This window comes from Chryseobacterium sp. ON_d1, from assembly GCF_006829085.1.
GTDB lineage: Bacteria > Bacteroidota > Bacteroidia > Flavobacteriales > Weeksellaceae > Chryseobacterium.
In genome coordinates, this window is record NZ_BJTC01000005.1 from 150,459 (window position 1) to 170,833 (window position 20,375).

The 20,375-nt window shown below is 37.0% G+C and carries 11 protein-coding genes; 6 read left to right on the forward strand and 5 right to left on the reverse strand.

Going from position 1 to position 20,375, the window contains the following annotated elements:
• From CRS_RS09670 to ccoN, 4 genes are all read right to left on the reverse strand, one after another.
• A complete protein-coding gene (locus tag CRS_RS09670) occupies positions 1 to 2,328 on the reverse strand; it encodes a BamA/TamA family outer membrane protein (RefSeq protein WP_142723832.1) in 2,328 nt (775 codons plus the stop codon).
• Positions 2,328 to 7,355, reverse strand: a complete 5,028-nt coding sequence (locus CRS_RS09675) for a translocation/assembly module TamB domain-containing protein (protein ID WP_142723833.1) — start codon at positions 7,353 to 7,355, stop codon at positions 2,328 to 2,330. The genes CRS_RS09670 and CRS_RS09675 overlap by 1 nt, the downstream gene beginning before the upstream one ends.
• 293 nt (positions 7,356 to 7,648) lie before the next feature.
• Entirely contained in the window at positions 7,649 to 8,536 is an 888-nt protein-coding gene (locus CRS_RS09680) for a cbb3-type cytochrome c oxidase N-terminal domain-containing protein (protein ID WP_142723834.1), read from the reverse strand.
• A gap of 18 nt (positions 8,537 to 8,554) precedes the next feature.
• The gene (ccoN, locus tag CRS_RS09685; RefSeq protein ID WP_142723835.1) at positions 8,555 to 10,834 is read right to left on the reverse strand and encodes a cytochrome-c oxidase, cbb3-type subunit I; all 2,280 of its coding nucleotides are present in this window, start codon (positions 10,832 to 10,834) and stop codon (positions 8,555 to 8,557) included.
• A 186-nt stretch (positions 10,835 to 11,020) separates the two neighbouring features.
• On the opposite strand from ccoN, the gene CRS_RS09690 reads away from it, so the two are divergent.
• From CRS_RS09690 to CRS_RS09715, 6 genes are all read left to right on the forward strand, one after another.
• On the forward strand, positions 11,021 to 11,314 hold the full coding sequence (locus tag CRS_RS09690) for a helix-turn-helix domain-containing protein (protein WP_142723836.1): 294 nt from the start codon (positions 11,021 to 11,023) through the stop codon (positions 11,312 to 11,314).
• Between the two features lie 356 nt (positions 11,315 to 11,670).
• Positions 11,671 to 14,562 (forward strand): HAMP domain-containing sensor histidine kinase, encoded by a 2,892-nt coding sequence (locus CRS_RS09695; protein WP_142723837.1) that lies wholly within the window; start codon positions 11,671 to 11,673, stop codon positions 14,560 to 14,562.
• Positions 14,559 to 15,173 (forward strand): response regulator transcription factor, encoded by a 615-nt coding sequence (locus CRS_RS09700; protein WP_142723838.1) that lies wholly within the window; start codon positions 14,559 to 14,561, stop codon positions 15,171 to 15,173. Before CRS_RS09695 ends, CRS_RS09700 begins: the two co-directional genes overlap by 4 nt.
• Before the next feature lie 123 nt (positions 15,174 to 15,296).
• Positions 15,297 to 16,121, forward strand: coding sequence for a hypothetical protein (locus CRS_RS09705; RefSeq protein WP_142723839.1), 825 nt, complete (start codon positions 15,297 to 15,299; stop codon positions 16,119 to 16,121).
• Between the two features lie 186 nt (positions 16,122 to 16,307).
• Positions 16,308 to 17,726 carry an amino acid permease gene (locus CRS_RS09710; RefSeq protein WP_142723840.1) on the forward strand — a complete coding sequence of 473 codons (1,419 nt, stop codon included), beginning with the start codon at positions 16,308 to 16,310 and terminating at the stop codon, positions 17,724 to 17,726.
• A gap of 258 nt (positions 17,727 to 17,984) precedes the next feature.
• Positions 17,985 to 18,617, forward strand: a complete 633-nt coding sequence (locus tag CRS_RS09715; RefSeq protein ID WP_142723841.1) for an HdeD family acid-resistance protein — start codon at positions 17,985 to 17,987, stop codon at positions 18,615 to 18,617.
• Positions 18,618 to 18,683: 66 nt separating this feature from the next.
• Here the strand turns inward: CRS_RS09715 and CRS_RS09720 are convergent, their stop codons facing one another.
• Positions 18,684 to 20,108 carry a tetratricopeptide repeat protein gene (locus tag CRS_RS09720; RefSeq protein WP_142723842.1) on the reverse strand — a complete coding sequence of 475 codons (1,425 nt, stop codon included), beginning with the start codon at positions 20,106 to 20,108 and terminating at the stop codon, positions 18,684 to 18,686.
• Positions 20,109 to 20,375: the final 267 nt, after the last annotated feature.

A 20,375-nucleotide genomic window follows, 5' to 3' on the forward strand; every position in this document is an offset into this window, starting at 1 on the left:
CTAAAAAGGATATCCGATGGCAATATTTAAAACAAGATTATCTTTTCTCCAGCTTGGATCTCCGAAGTTAATTTTATCGAAGGCCCATCTGTCTCCTTTCTGATAATAAGGAACTCTCAGTGGCATTGCAAGATCCAGCCTTAAGATCAGGATAGAAAAATCCAGTCTCAGACCTACTCCGGCTCCCACCGCAATTTCATTTAAAAAATCTTTTGAAAACTTTGCTCCCGGTCTTGTGGAATCGTCATGAAGTAGCCAGATATTTCCGGCATCCACAAAAACGGCTGCATTTAAAAACTTATAAAGATTGGCACGGTATTCCGCATTTAACTCCAGTTTAACATCTCCGGACTGATCAAAATAAGAACCTTCCGGTATGGTTCTCGGATCAAAACTTCCCGGTCCCAATGTTCTTGCACGGAAAGCTCTGATACTGTTACTCCCTCCTGAGAAAAATTGCTTGGAGAAAGGTATAAACTCGGAATTTCCGTATGGATAAGCGATTCCTCCAATGAATCTCGTTGCTAATGAAGACTTTTCAGTGAACTTATGATAGAACCTGAAATCATTTTCAATTTTTACATACTGGCTGAAAGGAATCCCAAATAGTTTCTTTTCCTTATCTTTTTTTACATCGGCACCCGTAACCAATCCTGTGATATTTCCTGCCAGATCAAGGGTCCCCTTATAATAAATGGTATTGGTCTTAGGATACATGGTATTGGTGTAGGTGTAAGAATAGGTTGGACCGAAAATAAGCTGTTTTGCAACAACTCGCTGCATAGCAGGATTGTTGGCAGACTTAATCTGGTATTCTTCTGTAACATTTGCCGGAGAAACCAAAGTAATATCAATCACTTTAAGATCATGTTCTTTCCTCGCATTTTCTTTCCATAAATATCCGAATGAACCAGTGAAATTATTAAGCGTGTAATACTGTGTTCTGTTTTGGAATTCATATCCCAATGTGATATTGGTTCTGGGAACAAACTCACTGGAAGAATGAAAACGGAATGGTGCCACAATTCTCGGAATTGAAAGCTGTACATTCGTTCCTGCACGGAAAATATTATTGGCATTCTGAGCGCCTCCCATCTGGAAATCAAAAGCCCCGTAGATCGCAGCTTTAAATTGTTCTGCTCCCCGGAAAAAATTTCGGTGAGTCCAGTTGAGATTCAGTTCACTTCCTGCATAATTCGCTGAGTTTGTTCTTCCCAGTGCTTCCAGACGAAGGGATTGGATTTGTCTCGGGGTTAATAAATAATAGGCATCAAATTTATGGCTTAAAGAATCAGATACGATAAACTCATTCTTTACAAACTTGAAAACACCCAGACTGATCAGCCTGTTCAGGGTAAGGTTATGATTGGAGCGGTTATACAGATCTCCCTGTTTGAAATATAATGCCCTGTCAAAAATCTTTGGTTGGAATTTATGCTGTGGATCAATTACATAAATATCATCGAAAGCATATTTCGAAAGAGAGTCTTTATTCATAGGGATGCTGTACTTACCGTCTTTTACATCCTGAATGTTGTAGTTGGGAAATACAATCACCTTATCAATACTGAATTGCTGAGTTGCTAAATCCGGAGTATTGTCTTTCAGTTTTACGTTAAGTTCAACCTTATGATTTTTGCTTACCGTACTGTCTGCCTGTACAATAATATTATCCGGATGAAAATAATAAAAGCCTCTTTCCTTTAATCTGTTATCAATTCTTTCTCTTTCTGCTTTAATGACATCAAGGTCAAAAGGTCTGCCGTTTTTGAGAAGGGTTTTATCGGCAAAACTCTGAATTTCATGATTGACCAACGTAGAATCTTTCTGAAACTTCACTCCATCAATAAGGTATCGTGAACCTGGTCTCACGGTGTATATAACCTGGGCTTTTTTATTCTTTGAAACCGTATCATAAGTAGCTTTAGCATTAAAATACCCTTTGTTTTCAGAATAATTTTCAATAATATCTTTATTGAATTCTCTGTCTACATCACCTAATAAAACTGGTTTTTCACCCACTTTATATTTCAGCCAGTAATTAAAGCCTTTGTCTTTTTTGGGCTCTTTGGCTATGTTATAGAAATACAGCTTTGGGCGCATTCCTAAAAATGTGGAATTGGGTTTAGGAGTGAGATTCGCTTCCAATGCAGCCTGCAATTCTTTTTTTTCCTTTTTCGAAATCGTATCGTTTTCAATCTTTACTTCAGCTCCTGTGTAGAGCATCTGGCCTTCTTTCAAAAACCTGGTATTGCTGCACGAAATCACCGTTGATGCCATTCCGGAAACCAACAGATACTTACAATATATATGGAACTTATTACTCATTATTTAAATTCTACCACTTGGTTATTTTGATTCTTTTTCGGTTTTTTCTCTTTGGATTTCTGGAAAATCTCCCGGAATTTGTCATAATCCAACGTAATAATGAATCCGACTCCGGTTTCTATGATCTGCCCCTGAAGAGCTACCTGATATTCATCCTTACGATAAGCACGCAGCATATATCTACCGTCTTTGGAAAGACTGTAATCTACAGAAACATTCCCTGCAATATTGGTCATGTTTTCATTCTGACGGGCCTGGCCTTCCAGTCCGAAGTTGCTTCCCACCGTTACTTTCAGTCGGTCATTCAGTAATTTTTTACTGATATCCACATTCAGATCGGTTCTCGTATTTTTCTCCCCGCTGGAATAATCTTCTGAAGAATCAAGACCAAAATTAAGATCGACTCCTTTAATCAGACCTGCCGCGAGGTTATTCAATTGCTGAGAAAGGATTTTACTCACACTCTGTCTTGCCATGGTCTCCGCAGACATTCCTGCTCCGCTTTCAAATGGATTCTCTCCGATGAAACGGTTCAGAAGCAATAAGGCAAAAACCTGCTTATTCAGTTCTGATTCCTGGGTTCTGACCTGAGCGAGTTTCTGGTCAATAATATCTTTTACATTGGTGGACACGGCGTTATTTTTTTCATCCGTGGTAATATCGAAAGTGAGCTGAGGTTTCAATAGTTCACCTTTCATTTTCAATAACGCATTGAAAGGAACCCTTTGTTTAAACTGATTGATTGTGGAGGCACTTTCACCACTGATCTGCTGTTCTACAAGGTCAATAGGCGGAGCTTCTGTTTTGTACACGGCTGTAATATCCATCTGAGCCATTGTAGGTTCACCGGTCCAGGTAATAGTACTTCCTTTCTGGATGTCAAATTTACGTTTCAGGAAGCTTACAGAGAGATCGTAGCTTCCCTTGTCTACTTCATACACTCCTACCAGTGTGGTTTTCCCTGACGGATCTATTCCTCCGGTTAATTCTGCCTCGCCCTGAAGCTGTACAAAATCACCATTGGCTTTATCAATAATTAATGAAAGTTTTGCTTCTTTGCTGACCTCAATATTAACACTTACATCCATTCCTTTGATACGGCTCTGTGCATTAAGTGAGTCTGCTTTAATTGTTTTATTCAAAACTACCTGATCCTGGTCTACAAACTCTACAATGCCGTCTCTTTCCTGTAAAGAGGGGCTGGATTGTGGAAGAACAAAAGTGAAGTCCGTATTGTCAGCTACGCTTAACCTTCCGTCAACTTTTGGAAGATCAAGATTTCCACGGATATGAAGACCTGCATCAATGGCAAGAATACCATACATAATTGCATCGTTGGATTTCTCAGAATTAACTACTTTAAAATCTTTTGCATTTACATTAAGGTTAAAAGCAAAATCCCTATAGGTTTGAGTAAGAACCTGCCCGTCCACCACAAGGGCGTTACCGTCTTTATCTTTTACTTTAAATTTATCAAACTCAATTCCGCGGCTGGTAAAATCTATTTCATCGCTCAGATGTCTGAAATCACTTCCTGTTTTGGCAATTTCCAGTCCGGCATCATTGAATTTTACTTTTCCTAAAATATTCGGTTGATCACTGGTCCCTGTAATCTTTAAGTTTCCTGAAAGATAGCCTTCCGTATTGGTAATCGCGTTCATGGAGAATCCCTGAATACTCTTCATCTGAAGCTGGTTGATCGCCATATTCAGATCGAAAGTACTGGATGAGGTATTGTAATCTCCCAGGATTTTTACATCATTGTTATTTCCGGAAAGAGCGATATCGGCATTTAAAACATTCGGTGAAGCATTGTTCACTTTTACCGCAAGATTTCCGACAGGGCTTCCATAGACAATTAAATCTGAAATATTCAAATCAGAAGTGAAGGTCATTTTTTTAGTCACATCCCGAAGCTGAGCGGTTCCGTTAATGGTTCCTCTTGCCAGAACCGTATCTTTTTTGATAAGTTCTGTAATGGTTTCAATCTTAAAATCTTTCAACGAAATATTTAAAGGACTGCTGGGATTGTTGTTTTCAGACTGAACAGCAATTTCACTGCTCCCGTTAGATAAAATAAAGTTATCCGCCAGAATTCCTTTGCTGCTGATCTGGATTTTATTGTTTTCGGCAACATTCCAGTCAGTGTAATTCAGTTTTAAGCCATTGGGATTAAGTGATATTTCGGTAATGTCATTAAGGGATTTTGCACTTCCTGCAATCAGGAACCGCGTGGCATCCTTTTCATCTTTTGTTGTGACATTGTATCGGATTGTGTTATCCGCAACATCGCCGTCAATGTTGATTTTGTTTAAAGAAAAGCTTGAGCTTTTTAAAGCAGCAACATTCAGGCTGTACTGCAGCGCCTGATTTTCATTAGTGACTTTCAAAGCTCCTTTTTCAATAGAATTTTCACCGTATAATAATCGCGGAATCTGTCCGTCTATTTCAATTTTCTGAGAGTCAGCATCATAGTTTCCTGCTAAATTTATGGTTTCAAAATCTTTCAGATCGGGTACAAACTTCCTGATCAGATCATCATTTTTGATTTTGGCCGTAAAGGTAAAATGCTGTCCCGGATCAATCTTCTGACTTTTATCCGGTTTCTGGAATTGATAATACTGATTCACAGTTTGCGTTAAAGCCCAAAAAATCTGAGTGAGCTTATATTTTCCTTTCAGTTCCACATCAGCAATTTGGGAATTGAAAATAATCTGTGTAGAATCCTGAGTAGATGATGCTTTCAGATTGACTTCCTGTACGGGATACACTTCCTTGGTATCTGAAAAAGCGAAATCTTTAAGGTTGAGATATCCGTTCAGATTATTCGGATCTAAACTGGTGAAATCACCATCAATTTTTCCGGCAATGATCATTGGTTTTTCATAGAAACCAAGCTTGTTGACATCCAGTTTGATGACTTCTCCATTCACTTTTACCGTTGGATTTTTTTCGTCATAAACTCCGGAAGCAGTCAGCTGTAAGCTGGCGTTCGGATCTTTTGAGTCCAAAAGAATATGATATGCTCCTTTATTGATCTTTCCGGTAAGGTTCATATTCTGATAGCGGTATCCCTTGTAGACGGCAGAAGCTACACGCCCCTTTAAATCTGCATTGGCATTTTTAAAATCAAAACTTTCTCCTTTCGCTGCAATCTGCGCAGTGACAGGACCAATATCTTTATTCTGAATGATTTTTCCAACCTGTATCCCCTGAAGGTTAGCTTTTATGTCATACAGTTCGTGATTTTTTCTACGCATGTCTACCTGTGCGATGACAGCCGCATTCCCAAGAGTAGAGTAGAGGTTCAGATCGGTATTCACTACTTTTGTTGTCCCTTTTGCATTTCCTTTGATGCTGAAATGGGAAGGAAGGGAGATATTGGAAGGAATTGTATTTTTAGGGACAAGATTGAATATCGTTTTGGCACTGGAAGACAATTCACCGATTCTCAGATCATAATATAACTGGTTCGGATTCATCGCATTCCTGATTTTTCCGGAGGCCATTACCCTCAGCTGATCCAATCCGGAAACTTTAAGATCCTGAATCAAAAGATCATTGACGCTCCCTTTTACATTGGCATTTATGTTTAAAATGGCATTTGGATATTTGTTGAATGGTACCGTATTTCTTAAAGTCGGAGCCAGATTCAGAATATCTGAGAATCCGATTTTTGAATCTTTGATATTGGCCGAAATTTTTACAGCACCTAAGTTTGAACTCAGCTGATCAATGGAGTTATAGTTTAAAATAACCTCATCACGCAATAGGGTTTTCGGGGTTTGAAGATAAAGATCTTTTAGATAAGCCTCTTTTTCAGCATACACAAAATCCGTATTGAATTTCTGGATATCCAAACCCCTGCCTTCCTGGATTTCCGCAGTATTTACTGTTCCTGCGAAAGTATTATTCTCCATTTTGAAACTTCTCACCTCAACATTCATTTTTGAAAAATTAAGATGATTGAAGTCCATACCCTGCTTGGTAGGAGCAATTGCAGTGTTATTATAGGTCGCTTTTACATCATTCAGAACAAGTTTTCCTAAAAGAAGTTTTATTGCTTTATCCTGATCGGAGACTTTTGAAACCTCCGGCTCTTTTGTTTTTTTCGGATTGGCATTCTGAGCCGGAAGAAAAAGGTTGGCATTAATATCTGCACCCGAAAGGAATACATTGGCAATATTGTACGTATTGTTTTCAAGATCAAGCTTATTGACCTTTGTGCTCAGTTCTTTGAAGATAACTTTTGCAAATGTTTTGGTATTTTCATCACCGTAATCAATATCGAAATGGGTAAGCTTAATGCCTCTCAATCCAATACTCATCGGCTTTTTTTCATTGAGGGAATCTACTTTTTTCTCTACCTTTTTGGCAACTTCTTCTACAAGGTCCTGCTTTAGCTTTAATTTTAATCCGTCAAGATTAATATCATTGACAGCATAGTTGTTTTTGCTAAGATCAAAAGTTTTAACTCTCGTATCGAACGATTTAAAATAGAGCTGAATATCATTCTTCGACTGCTGGTCGTTGAAGGTAACACCAATGTCTTTTAAATTGATTTTATCAAGAGAAATAATAAAAGGTTTGGAAGGACTTTCTTCTTTGTCGTTTGTGGCAAAGGCATCGATGATATAATCAAAATTAAATTTGCCGTCCGGTTTCCGTACAACATGGGCACGGGCTCCTTCCATATTGACTGAAGTGATATCTGCCGTAGAATTGAGAAGTTTCAGCATATGTAAACCTACATCCAGTTTTTTTACCGCCAGAAGAGTATCTACGTCCTGGCCTTTGAGATAAAGGTTTTCCATGACAAGACTGTTGGGAAATCCGATGTAAACTCTTTCAAGGCTTACAGGAGTTTTGATTTTTTTCTCAAGGTAAACAATCAGTTTGTCTTTAATGAAGTTCTGAACGGCAGGAAGCCTTAAGCTTAGTATCAACAGGGTAAGAAGAACCAATATTGAAATAAAGGTTATTGCAATACGCCTTAAGAGTTTTGTGGTGTTGATTTTCAGTTTCAAATGCGATGTGGTTTCTAACAAAGATAATAATACTATTTTATTTGGTCTTTGTTGTGGTACCCTTTTGCATATGCAAAAATCCTGCCTTGACCGTCTTTTTATGGAATTTTCTAGTTTGTAGTTGTCAAGTGAATAGTTGAGTAAGACGAATCAAGGCAAGAATTGGTATTGTAAAAAACGCCCCCTTTTTATCATTTTTTTAATGTTGAAAAGGTTAGTTAGCAAAAATGAAAATTCAAATGTTAGTGTAGTAAAGGGGGCGTGGCATGGTTTATATGATAGATAATAAGTTTTTAGTCGTTTCCATTTTCCCATTTCACTTCTTCTCCCTGAGGTGCTGCTCCGCCTTGTGCAGCTGTTATAGGAGCGGTTTCCTGGTTGATATGGTAAATATAGGCTGCAATTTTTTCAGCATCTCTTCCGGTAATGGTTCCTTCCTTGATGAAAGGTCTCATGGTAGGATTGTTGGGAGAACCGTTTTCGAGCATCCAGAATACATTTTTAAACAAGCTTTTTTCTTTAATATTAATCCAGTGGGTGTCGGTAAGGTTGGGGCCTATGCCTCCTTTTCCTCCATCTCCGTGGCAGGTAACACAGTTTGTTTTGAAGAGCTCCTGTCCTTCTGCAATATTATCAGCACTGTATTTGGCAGATTCCAGATTGATCTGTGGAGCGCTTTTCTCGTATTCTTCGATGGAAGCTAACATGGTTTTTGCCTCTTTGGTATATTCTACATCCGGGTGGGCATAATCTGTGAAAGAGAAGGCTACCAGATATACGGCACAGAAGATACACCCGAACCAGAACAGACCGATCCACCATTTTGGAAGAGAATTGTCAAGCTCTGTGATTCCGTCAAAACCATGGTCGATAAGGATATCTTTTTCTTCTGTAGCGGTTTGTTTTTTGAAGGCAGAATTCCATAATTTCTGATAATAAGGAATCTTTTTTTCTTCCAGGTATTGTTTTTTCTCCTCTTCTGATAATCTGCTGAAACTTTCATTTTCCACCAGATCTCCAATTGAGTTCATAATCAGCAGAAGAATAATGGCAATCAATATCAGCGCCCAGAAAAAAGGAGAAGAAAAATATCCTGAATCTCCGGCGAACATTTCAAAGGCCATGATCGTTAAACCTATCGTTGTTGCGATATATATTGAAATGGGGGTTCTCGTTTTCATTGCATTACAATTTTAATGTTACTCTACGCTTGCGGTTTGTACCTGGGTTGTTTTAATATCGGTACCTAATCTCTGCAGGTATGCAATCATTGCTACGATTTCTCTCTGCTCAAGCGGTATATAGGCTGATCCTTTTGCTGTTTTTTCCCTGGTCATCTGATCTTTTACGTCGGTAGCTTCAGCATAAATACGCTGTACAATTGCTTTTGACTGATTATCTGCCCATTGGTTGGCAGAATCGATCTGTGCTTTTGTATAAGGAACATCGAAAGCATTTTTCATCAGTTTCATTTTATCCACCATTTGTGTTTTATCAAGTTTATTGGTAATTAACCATGGGAAACGTGGCATAATAGAGCCGGCAGATGTAATTCTTGGGTTATACATATGTTTGAAATGCCATGAATCAGGGTTTCTTCCACCTTCTCTGTGAAGATCCGGTCCTGTTCTTTTGGATCCCCATAAGAATGGTCTGTCGTATATAAACTCTCCTGCTTTTGAATATTGTCCGTTTTTCCCTTCAAACCTTACCACTTCATCACGGAATGGTCTGATCATCTGAGAGTGGCATGCATTGCATCCTTCACGGATATATAAGTCTCTACCTTCCAGTTCCAGAGGAGTATAAGGTTTCACGGCTGTAATGGTCGGAACACTTTGCTTTAGGGATAGCGTTGGAACAATTTCCACCAATCCACCAATGGCTACTGTGATGAAGGCTAATACAGAAAGGAGAGTAGGGGTTCTTTCCAGCCAAAGGTGTACGCCTTCACCTTCTTTTCTTGCACTTCCAATATTGGCCAGTGCCGGAGCTTCTGCCGGAACTTCTCTCTGGAATGAACCTGCTTTAATCGTTTTAATAACATTCACCACCATCAGAATGGCTCCTGAAATATAGAATAGTCCTCCTAAGAATCTCATTTTATAGTAAGGAATGACAGCGGTTACGGTATCCAGCCAGTTTTTCCATAACAGAGTTCCGTCCGGATTAAACTGCTTCCACATCAATCCCTGTGTGAACCCGGAAATATACATAGGTACAGCGTAGAAAATAATTCCTAATGTCCCCAGCCAGAAATGCCAGTTGGCTAATTTTTTTGACCATAGCGGTGTTCTCCACATGATCGGGATCAGGTAATAAACAATTCCGAATGCCATAAAACCATTCCATCCGAGTGCACCAATATGCACGTGTCCGATTACCCAGTCGGTGTAGTGGCCAATTTTATTTAATGATTTTGTTGCTAATAAAGGTCCTTCGAAAGTAGCCATTCCATAACAGGTAACAGCAACTACAAAGAATTTAAGAATAGGATTTTCTCTTACTTTGTCCCATGCTCCTCTTAGAGTAAGAAGACCATTCAGCATTCCTCCCCATGATGGTGCAATAAGCATAATGGAGAATCCGGTTCCTACAGCTTGAGCCCATGCCGGCAAAGCTGTATACTGAAGGTGGTGAGGCCCGGCCCAAAGGTATACAAAGATCAGCGACCAGAAGTGAATAATGGATAATTTGTATGAGAATACTGGTCGCTGAGCTGCTTTTGGCATAAAATAATACATCAGACCTAATACAGGAGTAGTTAATACGAATGCTACCGCATTATGTCCGTACCACCATTGTACTAATGCATCTTTTACGCCGGCATATACAGAATACGATTTCCAGCTTGTGAAAGATAACGGAACTTCGAGGTTATTGAAGATATGAAGCATCGCTACAGCGATCCAGGTTGCCATATAGAACCATATTGCTACATATAAATGTCTCACTCTTCTTTTAGCAATAGTTCCGAACATGTTGATTCCGAAAATGATCCATGAGAATGCAATTAAGATGTCAATAGGCCATTCATGTTCGGCATATTCTTTAGAAGTATTGATTCCCATAAGGAATGTAATCACTACACTTACAATCATCAGCTGCCATGACCAGAAGTGAATCCAGGAAAGGGTATCACTGTACATCCTGGTTTTAAGAAGTCTCTGCATACTGTAGTAAGCACCACAGAAAAAGGAGTTACATACGAAGGCAAAAATTACGGCACTCGTATGAAGCATTCTGATTCTTCCGAATCCCATAGCTCCCTGTGTATTGATCAGTCCCTGAATATTACCCGAAGCCAGGCTTTTAATAGTCGTATCATCCGTACCGAATAAAAATTCAGGCAATTCAGGATAAAAAAGCATCAATGCAGCTGTAAGCCCCAGCAGAAATCCTACAAGTCCGAATGCGATAGTCGCATAGAGGAATGCTCTGACAATGGTATTGTCATAATTAAATTTTTGCGTCTCCATAAATTCCAATAGTGTTTACCGAAGTGATATTTTCTCTGAAAAAGGTTTATTTTTTTATCCCTTTTTATAGGTTAAAAGTAAATATCATGTAACGTGTATAATGTTTTGCCAAAGGTATTTATTAACTTTGTTGAAGGCTAATAGATAATCTTCTAAAATATACCGAAAACTACTAAAACAGAAACGATGAAAGTATGTGGACAAAATATCAGAAAAATACGTAGGAGTAAAGATCTTACGCAGGAGTATATGGCCTTTGAAATGGGAATTTCCCAAAAGGCTTATTCCGATATTGAAAATTCCAAAGTGAAGATCAATCTGGAAATACTGACTAAAATATCTGATATTTTAGACATCAAACCGTCAGATATCTGTAGTATTTCGCATAAATGCGGGACTGATGGGTTTGAAGATAAATATCAAAGTCTTTTGGAGTACATGAAAGAGAATAATATATCAATTCCAAAAGAATTTTTGTAATAATTCCTGTTCTATTAAATTTATTATCATAAACAATGATCTCCCCGGACAGAGGGAGATCATATTTTTTTGCGAACAAAAAAGACTGTGTTTCTAGTATGCCTGATGATCATGGCGTTGATGAGGGAACAAATATTGGTTTTTCAAATGTATTATAATCGATGCATTAACAATAAATAATTATGTAGAAAAAAATTCACATAATTGTGGATAAATGTTTACAATAGATTTAATTTTCTATGATATATTTGTCTTAAAATGTAATGCTGTCCCACTGAATGAAGTTTATCTCCTTTATTTCACTTTTATTTTTTCTATGTATCAGCGGGCAAAGTTATACTACCCAATGGTATAATATGGACAATGGACTGCCTCAAAACAGTATCAAAGACATTGTAAAGGATAAATATGGTTTTATCTGGCTGTCTATGGAAGGCAGGATCCTGAGATATGACGGAAGTAACTTCGTACAGTATAATAATTTTAAACTTAAGAATTTAAGCTTTGGAGATTTCTATGGAAATATAAAAAAAGACAGTATTTCCGTTTTTAATATTTCTGAGAAGAAAGTTCTGCTGATTTCCCGAAGACATCCGGAAATTATAGTGGCCAATAATACGTTTGAGTACGGAGGAGCTTTCAAAGGTAAGATCTATAAAAGAATTGTAAGAAATACCATTACTGCAAGATATATTTCTTATTATATCAATTCATACTATGTTCAGCTGGATGAAGGATCATACTATTTTGAAGATGACAATATTATTTACGTTGATAAAAAAAGCAGGAAAAGGACTCTCGTTGCTGCCGGGTTTTCTTGTGACCGTTTAAAAAGAATGTTTGCTTATGGTGAGTATATATTCATCAGTGATCCGGTCAGAAAGAAAATAATCCGATTGTACAGAGGAACATTATCGGAGATAGAAGCTCCTTCTCTCTATACAGATCCTGAAACCAGAATGTACTGGCAGCAAATCTCCGGACAGGTATTTATAATTCGCCAGGGTAAAATATACAGGAGCGAATTCTCAGGAGGTCAGTTAAAACTCTCTTTTCTATTAGAGTATAAGGATATTGATAAAGATCTTTCCGGTGCTATGTTTTATGATGAGACTGTCCGAAAGCTCTATATCGGGAGTTCTATTAATGGACTGAAGATTCTGAGTTTATCGGATTTTTCGGTTTCCAGGAAAAATTTGCCCTACCAGGATGAGGTTTGCTATGCTGCAGTTGCCTATGGAGACAGCTCTGTTTTGACACAGGAGGGAATAAAGTATTCCCGTAATACTTCAGAGAGAGTGTTTGGGGCGCCTCAGTCTTATGATAAGAGGTATATATTTGAAGATAATACAGGAAATCTTGTGTACAGGGAAAATAATTCTATTCATGTAAGATATAAAAATACCGGATTTACAAAATACGATTCTATTTCCTTTAAAGGTAAAGAGATTGATGGAGTTTACAAAAACGGAGGTCTTTATAGTGCATCCATCGTCGATAGGAATCAGTTTTACCTGTATCTGTTTTATCATGATAATTTTAAGCGAATTGAAAAGATTATTCCCTGTGGAGATAATATAGATGTTGTTTTCAGGTATAATAAAGATCTTCTGTATCTGGGAAGCGGCGGAGGAATTTATGTATATTCTTTTTCCCGGAACAAAGTGATAAAGCAGATTGGAAAGGGTCTTCCTGTAAAACAGATGGCCAGAACAAAGGATGGAAATATTTGGTTTACCACTTACAACAGTGGAATTTACTTAATAAAAGATCAGAAAGCAGTCAGAGTTCCCCCTGATAAAAATAATTTTCTGGCGAATGCACATTACCTGCTGGAAGATCAGCATTCCAATATATGGATCTCTTCTGACAACGGATTGTTTAGGATTCATAAAAATGATCTCCTGCAGTATATGACAACACCGCAGGGCGCTATCACTTATTACCGGTATACTAAAAAACATGGCCTTTTAAATAATGAATTCAACGGAAGTGAAAACCCTTGTGCCCATCAACTGAAGGACGGCCAATTTGTATTTCCGTCCATGGAAGGATTTGTGTTCTTTAATCCCGAAAATATCAGAACTTATTATCCGGGCAGGAAAGATATTTATTTGGAAAGAGCAAGGGTAAAAGGGAAAATGACTCAGCTGAAAGATAAGCTCTTTCTGGAATGCGGATACAAAAATGCTGAGCTTTATATAGATATTCCCTACTATTCCGATCTGGAAAATATCTATTTGCAGGCTAAACTTGATAATGAAGATAGTTCGTGGGTCAATATCAGGAGTGATAAAACATTCCGGTTTTCGGGTATAGAACCGGGGAATTACAATCTTATTGTTCGTTTTTTGTCTTCTGAAACCGGGAAATTCGTTTATAAAACCCTTCCGGTAGAAGTTGAGGCTTATTTTTATCAGACGGTGTTCTTTAAAATTCTGATCGTTGGTATTATCATTTTCATCATTCTGGTAATCGTACAGGTAAGGACCAATTTTTTAAGGTTGAAAAATAAAGTGCTGAAAAACACCCTGGATCATAAAGACAAAGAACTGCTGGAAACGAATAATAAACTTAAAAATGAATCCGACTATCAAAAAAAACTGGTAGAAAGCATCAGTCATGATATTACAACACCTGTAAAGTTTATAGCACTCCTTTCACAGGAACTTAATGAGTCTGAAGATCCGAAAACACAGAAAAAATATTTCGACAGTATTTATAAAACCTCAGAGCAGCTCTATAAATTTACATTAAGCCTTAAAGAGTATACGGAATTGTATAAACAGGAAAATACAGAAAGCGAAGAATATTCCATCTATGATCTTATTGAAACTAAAAGATTGTTGTTTGAAGAAATAGCAGCTCAGAAAAATACATTTATATCTAATTTTTGTGATCATCAACTGAAGACCAGGCTCAATAGAAATATTCTCCTTGCAGTTTTTCATAATATTATTGATAATGCAGTGAAAAATACTTCAGACGGAGAAATTATTATCACATCAGCCTCTGCAGAATCCTATATGGAAGTCAGTATTGCGGATACCGGTACCGGAATGTCTAGTGAACAGATGACCTATTATTCCGGACTGTTCAGGAAAAAAGAGAATGAACATATGATTTTTAAAAATTACGGGTTAGGCCTTCATATGGTTGCACAGTTGGTAAGGAAGATAAATTCCGAAATGACTTTTCATAAAAATACTCCACAAGGAACCCTCATTAAAATCCTTATTAAAATATGACAAAAAAAATACTTATTGCCGATGACCATCATGTGGTGCGGATCGGAACTGCTATGATCCTAGAGAAAAACTTTAATCATTTCGAAGTAGATTTTGCCGAAACGTATGACGAGGTAAAACAGAAAATTGAATCTGAAAAATATGATCTGATTATTCTTGATATTGAACTTCCCGGAAGTATTCTGAAATCAATGGTCAAAGAAATTAAAGCCATTTCTCCGGAAACTTTTATTCTGATATTTACTTCCTATAAAGAGAATATTGCACTGCAATATATTGAAGAAGGGGCCAACGGCTTTCTTAATAAACAAAGTGACCCTGAAAATTTTGTCAAAGCTGTTGAAGCAATCTTTAGAGATGGCTATTATTACACTACCGGGATTATAAACGAAATTTTGAAAGGGAACCAAAAGAAAAAGGCAATTGAAAATTTATCAGAAAGAGAACTGCAGGTTTTTAATCTTTTGGCCAAAGGAAACGGTAATCTTGAAATCGCAAATGCCCTTAATATCGAAGAATCTACCGTGGGAACCTACAAAAGAAGAGTCTATCAGAAATTAAAAATTTCCAATCTTGTTGAACTGCTGGAAATCTATAGTGAAATTCATTAAAACAAGCTTCCTGAAGTCATAATATCACTACCGTTTTGTGGAAAAATCCGTACAGAATCTGTTCTTCAAATATTCATTTTTAGCCGTAGGTTAGTGTCTCAATAATTTTTAAAAACAATTTCAATGAAAAAGATTTATGTTATGGTTTTAGGGTTTTTTGTGAACTTTGCCGTTGCACAGGTTGGGGTGAATACTCCAAATCCCCAGGGAATGTTTCATTTGGATGGGAAAAAAAATAATGAAGCATCAGGTCCCGTGAGTCCTGCCAACCAGGCCGATGATGTAGTAATGACTGCTGATGGTCATATAGGTATTGGGAATAACAATCCGGCTGCAAGCTTGGATATCAAGACAGCAGGGACGTTGGCTGCGCCGGTATCAGGAATAAAAATTGCAGATGGAGCACAAAATGAAAATTATGTTCTGACTTCTGATGTGAATGGCAACGGTCTATGGAAACCCGTGAGGCTTACCGTTGTAAGAGGGACCAATGGTCCGGGAGTAGATATTCCTTTTATATTTACTAATGGATTCAGTTATACAGGTTCTTATATCGATTTGCCTCCCGGGAAATGGCTGGTCACTGTTCAGCAACTTATTATTCCTGCAGGAGCTGTATTAATCAGTGATCAGTGGATGTGGCTGAGAACGAGCTTTTCAGATCAGGCCGGTATTGTACCGGGAGATGTAGCTGATATTTCTGGTGATATTTCCCAGGCTCCGGTCCTTGTGAGCGGACTCATTCAGGGACCAACAGCTCCAACACTTACACGATTTTCTATTATTCAGGGAAGTCTGGTGATCAACAATTCATCAGGTGCTGTAAAAAGATACAAATACATAGCAGGAAATAATGTAATCGGAGGTGCACAGACAACGGCTACTTACTTCCAGGGATTTGGAGGAAACTTTTCCGAAAATATCATTTATGCAGTGCCTACAAACTAAATGACAATTATAAGGATTAAGGCTTTATAAAGAAAGATCAATGATTTTATATTAGTGTTCAGATAAACCTTAGCAAATTGCTGAGGTTTTTTCTGGTCTGTTCCATTACCTATTGCCAATTTCCCCGATGGAATATGAATTCCTCTGAAAAGTTTTTATATATTTAGCGACCGAATAATTCATTCAATGAACAACGAAAATAATACAGGACAAAACGAGAATTTAGTTAGAGGATTAACAAATCGACACATACAATTAATTGCCCTTGGAGGTGCCATAGGAACAGGGTTATTCCTGGGAATCGGACCAGCTGCAGTACTGGCTGGACCATCCGTAATTTTAGGCTATGCTTTAGCAGGTATTATCGCCTTTTTTATTATGCGGCAGCTGGGTGAAATGGTAGTTCAGGAACCCGTTTCTGGAAGTTTCAGCTATTTTGCGTATAAATATTGGGGAAATTTCCCCGGATTTGCTTCCGGATGGAACTACTGGATTCTCTATATTCTTGTAAGTATGGCAGAGCTCACGGCAATCGGACATTATATTCACTTCTGGTGGCCGGAAATACCGCTCTGGGTTTCCAGTTTATTTTTCTTTGTGGTAATCAATGCGCTTAATCTTGCTTCTGTAAAGGTATACGGAGAAACAGAATTCTGGTTTTCCATTATTAAAGTAGTGGCTATTATTGCGATGATTATTTTCGGAATATACCTTTTAATAAGCGGTACAGGAGGAGAAAAAGCAAGCATTACCAATCTGTGGAATGACGGAGGATTTTTCCCAAAAGGATTATTTAATAAAACAGAAAGCGGATATTCAGGACTATTTGCAGCAATGGCCATGATCATGTTCTCTTTCGGAGGACTGGAGCTGATTGGTATTACGGCTGCAGAAGCAAAGAATCCGGAAAAAACAATTCCGCAGGCAACCAATCAGGTAATCTACAGAATCCTTATTTTCTACGTAGGTGCTTTGGTGATCCTGTTTTCATTAAGCCCATGGAGAGATATTACAGAAGGATCCAGCCCGTTTGTCATGGTATTTCAAAATCTGAACGGACTTGAATTCAGCCTTTTTGGTAAAGTGATTCAGTTCAATACACTGATTGCCAATGTACTCAACCTGATCGTTCTGACAGCTGCTTTGTCAGTGTATAACAGCAGTGTTTACAGCAACAGCAGAATGCTTTTCGGATTGGCTCAGCAAGGGAATGCTCCGAAATTTTTAAAAAAGCTGAATAAAAATGCAGTTCCGATCAACGCAATCATTGTTTCTTCTTGCTTTGCAGGGATCTGTATCATCATCAATAAACTGGTTCCGGAAAAAGCTTTTGAATATTTAATGGCTTTGGTGGTATCTACATTGATCATCAACTGGCTGATGATATGCTACACTCATTTAAAGTTTAAAAAAACAATAAGCAAAGAAGGAGTTCATTCAAAATTTCCATCTATTTTTTATCCGATCTCTAACTATATCTGCATTGCATTTCTGGTTTTGATTTTAGGGTTAATGAGTATTACAGGAATGGAAATACAGGTGATTCTGATTCCGATATGGATTGGTTTTTTGTTCGCGATGTATAAATTATACAAACCGAGTTAAGTATTTAAAACAAACTTACATATGTTTTAAAAAGGTGAAAATCATTTGATTTTCACCTTTTTTTGATTCCTTTCTTATCTCAAGAAGAATTTCTGTCTGTAAAAACAATTCAGGGATATCTCATATGTTTTCGGTTATTTTTCGTACATTAGTAAGAGGTTATATTTCAAATTCAGGTGAGAATTATAATCTGTTTGAAATTCCTGCGGATAAGCCGAAAACCGTTTCAAAAAGTAGGCAGAACCAAAAAAGACACCTATGGCCAATTTATTTCAAACCCTTACCAACACCGTAAAACATTGGTATATCCCATTAATCTTCGGAATACTGTTTCTGATCTGTGGTTTTTACGTATTCAGTGTACCGCTCGCAACGTATGTTACCCTTTCTGTTCTTTTCAGTGTTTCATTCTTATTTTCAGGGATTACTGAAGTATTCTTTTCCTTACAAAACAGCAAATCCTTACAGGGGTGGGGCTGGTTTCTTGTAAGCGGATTATTAACAACCGCAATAGGAGTTTATCTTATCGCAAATCCGCAGATTTCAATGACGGTGCTCCCTTTTGTGATCGGATTTACTTTACTGTTCCGTTCCTTTCAGTTACTGGGTTTTGCTTTTGACCTGAAAAGCATGAGAATTATGAGCTGGGGAAATGTAGCCCTTGCCAGTGCAGGGGGTATTATATTTTCCCTATTACTGATATTCAATCCGGTTTTTACGGGAATTTCACTAGTGACACTTACCGGCGTTTCTTTTATTTTTATGGGAATCGCTTCCATTATGCTGGCTCTTGATTTAAGAAAAGTCAAAAAGATTCCTGGAAAAGTAAGTCAGGAATTAAGAGACAGGATCAGATCTATACAGGAAGAAATTGATGATCTTAAAAAATAATGTGCTATTGAATATAAATAACAAAGACCTTACTAAGAGGTCTTTTTTTTGCAAAATAAAAATATGTCAAAGCTCCAGAATCCATTTCTGAAGTTCAGTATTTGAGGGGAGTTTGAGTTTTTTCTTAAGTCTGTATCTTTTTGTTTCGATTCCCCGCAAACTGATGTTTTCATACTGGCAGATTTCTTTATTGGTGAGGTTTAATCTGATATAGGCACTGAATTTTATATCATGCTCTGTAAGTTCTGGTGTATGTGTAATTAATTTTTCATAGAATTCAGGATAGACTTCTTTAAAACGTGTCAGAAATAAAGGACTTCTGTTCTCCATCAATTGGATGATCTCTTCAAAAGAGTCGTTTACTTTTAATTTAAGAACATCCGTTTCCATGATCTTTTTCTCAATAATTTTATCTTTTTTGAGTTCCTTTTTGATATAGATTTTTCGTATGAAATAGAATAATATTAAAAATACAGCTATAATAGCCAGAGCTATCACATAAAATGTTTTTCTTTCTTTTTCTTTTTCCTCATGTTTTAACTCAATGAGCTTATTGACAGCAAGATTTATAGCTTCTTTTTCGTTTTTATTGATATTATCATTAAGAACAGTATATTTTCTTAGATATTCATTGGATTTGTCAATTTCATTCAAAGACTTATATACACTTGAAAGCGTATCATATATCGTCAGTAAGGAAGTTGGAGTATTTTCCGTTTTTTGAAAGATATCAAGTGACTGCAGATAATATTCTAATGCTTTTTTTTTATCTCCTTTCACATTATAGAGATCTCCATAGCTGAACAATGCAGTTGCTTTTTCAACATCAGATGCATCATCCGAAAGGTCCATGGCTTTATTCATATAATATTCAGCAGAATCTAAATGAGTTTTTTTCGCAATAAACTGATCTGCTGTTCGTGTATAGGAAGTTATATCAGGCTTTACACCCATTATTTTCTTCTTTATAGCCAGCAAAGAGTCAAGGTTTTTATCTTTAGGCAGGTTCTGCTGTTTCCATGAATAGTTGTAATCCTGAGCAAATTCTCTCTGCTTAAGATCAGAAATTTTCTTTATATAAGTTTTTGCCTGGTCAAAGGCTGCATTAGATTGTTCATAAAGTCCCAGACGTGTATAGGTTCTTCCGTATTCATTATATAAATTGGCATTTAGAAAAGGATCATTACTACGGAGCAGCTCTTTTTTAGCCTTGTCAAGATATTCCAGACTTTCCTTGTTTCTGCCAAGTCCGTTTAATAAACTTGCTATATTGGTATATGCCATAATAATCCCTTTAGTATCATTATTTTCTTCATATTGTTTAATAGCATTAATATTAAATTGTAAAGCTCCTTTTGCGTCTAATTTCTTCCTGTATTCTAATGTTGTTTTTATAGGTTCAGGTTGAAAAGAAAAATCCTGAGCGTTATAAAATATGGAGATAAAAAAGAAAATCAGATAAAGTGTTTTAATTCTAAAATTGGGGAACATATTTTTTAAAATTATTAAGACAAAAATAACTTTTTTATGAATATGTTTAAAAAAATTAAGCGATTACCAATACTTTTTAATTGAGCAATATCATAAATGTATACTTCAAAAATACTTCATGAAAAATATAAAGTATTGTTTTTTAATTCATTGTATTGTGAAGTATGTTTGGTGTAATGATACGGGGATATAATATTGATACATTTACTACGAAATATTTTTTTCATTCTACAGTGTTTGTGTTTATGGGCAGGGGTATTCTTAATC

Bases quoted from the DNA above. Each gene is read 5' to 3' on its own strand.
- ccoN (WP_142723835.1), bottom strand. From the start codon at position 10,834: ATGGAGACGCAAAAATTTAATTATGACAATACCATTGTCAGAGCATTC.
- CRS_RS09720 (WP_142723842.1), bottom strand. From the start codon at position 20,108: ATGTTCCCCAATTTTAGAATTAAAACACTTTATCTGATTTTCTTTTTT.
- CRS_RS09700 (WP_142723838.1), top strand. From the start codon at position 14,559: ATGACAAAAAAAATACTTATTGCCGATGACCATCATGTGGTGCGGATC.
- CRS_RS09690 (WP_142723836.1), top strand. From the start codon at position 11,021: ATGAAAGTATGTGGACAAAATATCAGAAAAATACGTAGGAGTAAAGAT.
- CRS_RS09710 (WP_142723840.1), top strand. From the start codon at position 16,308: ATGAACAACGAAAATAATACAGGACAAAACGAGAATTTAGTTAGAGGA.
- CRS_RS09680 (WP_142723834.1), bottom strand. From the start codon at position 8,536: ATGAAAACGAGAACCCCCATTTCAATATATATCGCAACAACGATAGGT.
- CRS_RS09695 (WP_142723837.1), top strand. From the start codon at position 11,671: ATGGACAATGGACTGCCTCAAAACAGTATCAAAGACATTGTAAAGGAT.
- CRS_RS09670 (WP_142723832.1), bottom strand. From the start codon at position 2,328: ATGAGTAATAAGTTCCATATATATTGTAAGTATCTGTTGGTTTCCGGA.
- CRS_RS09705 (WP_142723839.1), top strand. From the start codon at position 15,297: ATGAAAAAGATTTATGTTATGGTTTTAGGGTTTTTTGTGAACTTTGCC.
- CRS_RS09715 (WP_142723841.1), top strand. From the start codon at position 17,985: ATGGCCAATTTATTTCAAACCCTTACCAACACCGTAAAACATTGGTAT.